This window comes from uncultured Kiloniella sp. (assembly GCF_937128705.1).
In the GTDB taxonomy this organism is placed as follows: Bacteria; Pseudomonadota; Alphaproteobacteria; order Kiloniellales; family Kiloniellaceae; genus Kiloniella.
Window position 1 is genome coordinate 1 of the sequence record NZ_CAKZMP010000205.1, and the last position, 2408, is coordinate 2408.

4 protein-coding genes are annotated in these 2408 nt (G+C 49.0%); all 4 read left to right on the forward strand.

What is annotated here, in order from left to right; translation table 11 throughout:
* The first annotated feature begins 36 nt into the window (after positions 1-36).
* Entirely contained in the window at positions 37-792 is a 756-nt protein-coding gene (gene queC / locus Q0241_RS11020; protein ID WP_299377304.1) for a 7-cyano-7-deazaguanine synthase QueC, read from the forward strand.
* Between the two features lie 3 nt (positions 793-795).
* Positions 796-1152 carry a 6-carboxytetrahydropterin synthase QueD gene (gene queD, locus Q0241_RS11025; protein ID WP_299377306.1) on the forward strand — a complete coding sequence of 119 codons (357 nt, stop codon included), beginning with the start codon at positions 796-798 and terminating at the stop codon, positions 1150-1152.
* Positions 1149-1937, forward strand: a complete 789-nt coding sequence (gene queE / locus Q0241_RS11030; RefSeq protein ID WP_299377308.1) for a 7-carboxy-7-deazaguanine synthase QueE — start codon at positions 1149-1151, stop codon at positions 1935-1937. Before queD ends, queE begins: the two co-directional genes overlap by 4 nt.
* 97 nt (positions 1938-2034) lie before the next feature.
* Positions 2035-2408, forward strand: a 374-nt coding sequence (queF, locus tag Q0241_RS11035) for a preQ(1) synthase (RefSeq protein WP_299377310.1), incomplete at its 3' end; no start/stop codon positions are given.

A 2408-nucleotide genomic window follows, 5' to 3' on the forward strand; every position in this document is an offset into this window, starting at 1 on the left:
TGCGCGATTTAAATCGAAACTGGAGCCATCCGCGCAATGTCAGGCTCCCCGGTCGCAGCCTACCCGGTAGAAAAACAAGGATTGGAACGAATGAAAACACTCGTCATCTGTTCAGGTGGCTTGGACTCGGTTACGCTTGCGCACAAGGTTGCTGCGGAGGCTGAGTTAACGCGCCTGATATCTTTCGACTACGGTCAACGTCACAAGAAAGAACTCGATTATGCCCGCCGCTGTGCAGAACGTCTTGGTGTTCCGCACAACGTTATTGATATCGCCAATGTTGGGGCCTTGCTGTCTGGCTCTGCCCTTACGGACGATGTTGATGTGCCTGACGGGCATTATGAAGAAGAAAGCATGAAGGTTACGGTTGTGCCGAACCGCAATGCTATTATGTTGGCAATTGCCTTTGGTGCTGCTGCTGCTGAGAATGCAGACGCTGTTGCCGCTGCGGTGCATGGGGGAGATCATTTTATCTATCCCGACTGTCGCCCTGCTTTCATTGATTCTTTCGAAGAAATGCAGCGCCATGCGCTGGATGGCTACGCGGCTGTAAAACTTTACACTCCTTTTGTTCATCTTCCCAAAAGTGACATTGCCGCAGAAGGCAACCGTCTGAAGGTTCCTTTTGAGGATACATGGTCATGTTATAAGGGCTATGAACATCATTGTGGTCGTTGCGGCACCTGTGTGGAACGTCGCGAAGCCTTTCATGTTGCCAAGGTGAATGATCCGACAATTTATCAAGACCCTGACTATTGGCTTGAAGCAGTTGAAAAAGCCAAGGGAGCTTGATGGATGTACCGCATATCAAAACAATTTACCTTTTCAGCATCCCATCAGCTGATGGGGGTTCCCGAAGGGCACCCCTGTTCACGGTTGCACGGTCATAACTATATCGTTGAAATTGAACTCTCAGGCGAGACGTTGAATTCGGCGGGGTTTGTTCGTGATTATCTCGAATTGAGCGACTTAAAACAATATATTGATGATGTCTTGGATCATCGGCATCTCAATGAAGTCCTTGGTGATGATAATGTTACAGCCGAGCGTCTGGCCAAGCACTTGTTTGATTGGTCACTTGAACGCTGGTTAGAAGTCACAGCTCTTCGGGTGAGTGAGACGCCCAAGACCTGGGCTGAGTACAGACCATGATTACCGAAACATCAAACGACAACACATCGAGCATGAAAGTGTTTTCCGATGGGCCCCCTAATGCACGGACAATTCGCGTCAGTGAAATTTTTGGCCCAACCATACAGGGTGAAGGTGCTTTAACAGGCCTGCCCACCGTGTTTGTACGGATGGGTGGCTGTGATTATCGTTGTAGTTGGTGTGATACGCTCTATGCCGTGGATTCAAGTTTTCGCGATCAGTGGAAGCCAATGTCACCGTCTGCAATCATGTCGGAAATTGCGTCGCTATCTGGTGGCAAGCCTTTGCTTGTCTCTTTGTCTGGTGGCAATCCGGCTATCCAGCCGCTCGGTGCTCTGATTGATTTGGGGCATGAACAAGGCTATCGCTTCGCTTTGGAAACACAGGGCAGCGTGGTCAAAGACTGGTTTTCAAAGCTGGATAATTTGACGCTAAGTCCGAAGCCGCCGTCGTCTGAAATGGAAACCGATTGGGATCTGTTAGCGAGCTGTGTGGCTGCTGCTGGATCTGATACAGAAACCATTATGAAAGTGGTGGTTTTTGGTGATCGCGACTATGCCTATGCCAAAGAAGTGAACCGACGGTTCCCGAGGTTAAGAATGTATCTACAACCTGGGAACCATACGCCGGGAACCGTGAAAGAAACAGAACCTACAATCGATATGTTGGGTGTTATGGATCGGATGCGGTGGCTCATAGACAAGGTGGTTGAGGACGAGTGGTACGACGCGACTGTTCTGCCGCAACTGCATGTTTTGATATGGGGTAATGAACGCGGCGTTTAATCTCGCAAGATTCCACGAACACGATCTTGTTAATAATATGAATTTGGCCATCCATACAAAAAAGTGGCTGCTCTTGAACATTGGAGCTTGAAAAGAAATGACAGAAGAAAGCATCTATTCAAATCTCACTCAGCTGGGTGGGGACAGTAAGTTACCGGATAACCCGGAAGAAGCCGTGATGGAGCGTGTCGCCAATCCGCAAAAGGGATCTGGTTATGTTGTGCGTTTTACCGCGCCAGAGTTTACGTCCCTTTGTCCTATTACAGGTCAGCCGGACTTTGCTCACCTAATGATCGATTATGTACCCGGTGATTGGTTGGTGGAAAGTAAATCGCTCAAGCTTTTCCTGGGATCCTTCCGGAATCACGGTGCTTTCCATGAAGACTGTACTGTTTCCATTGGCAAACGTATTGAAGAGCTTTTGGAACCAAAGTGGTTGCGTATCGGCGGTTATTGGTATCCGCGTGGGGG

Excerpts from the sequence above, each read along its gene's own strand:
- queE (WP_299377308.1), top strand. The coding sequence starts at position 1,149 with ATGATTACCGAAACATCAAACGACAACACATCGAGCATGAAAGTGTTT.
- queC (WP_299377304.1), top strand. The coding sequence starts at position 37 with ATGTCAGGCTCCCCGGTCGCAGCCTACCCGGTAGAAAAACAAGGATTG.
- queD (WP_299377306.1), top strand. The coding sequence starts at position 796 with ATGTACCGCATATCAAAACAATTTACCTTTTCAGCATCCCATCAGCTG.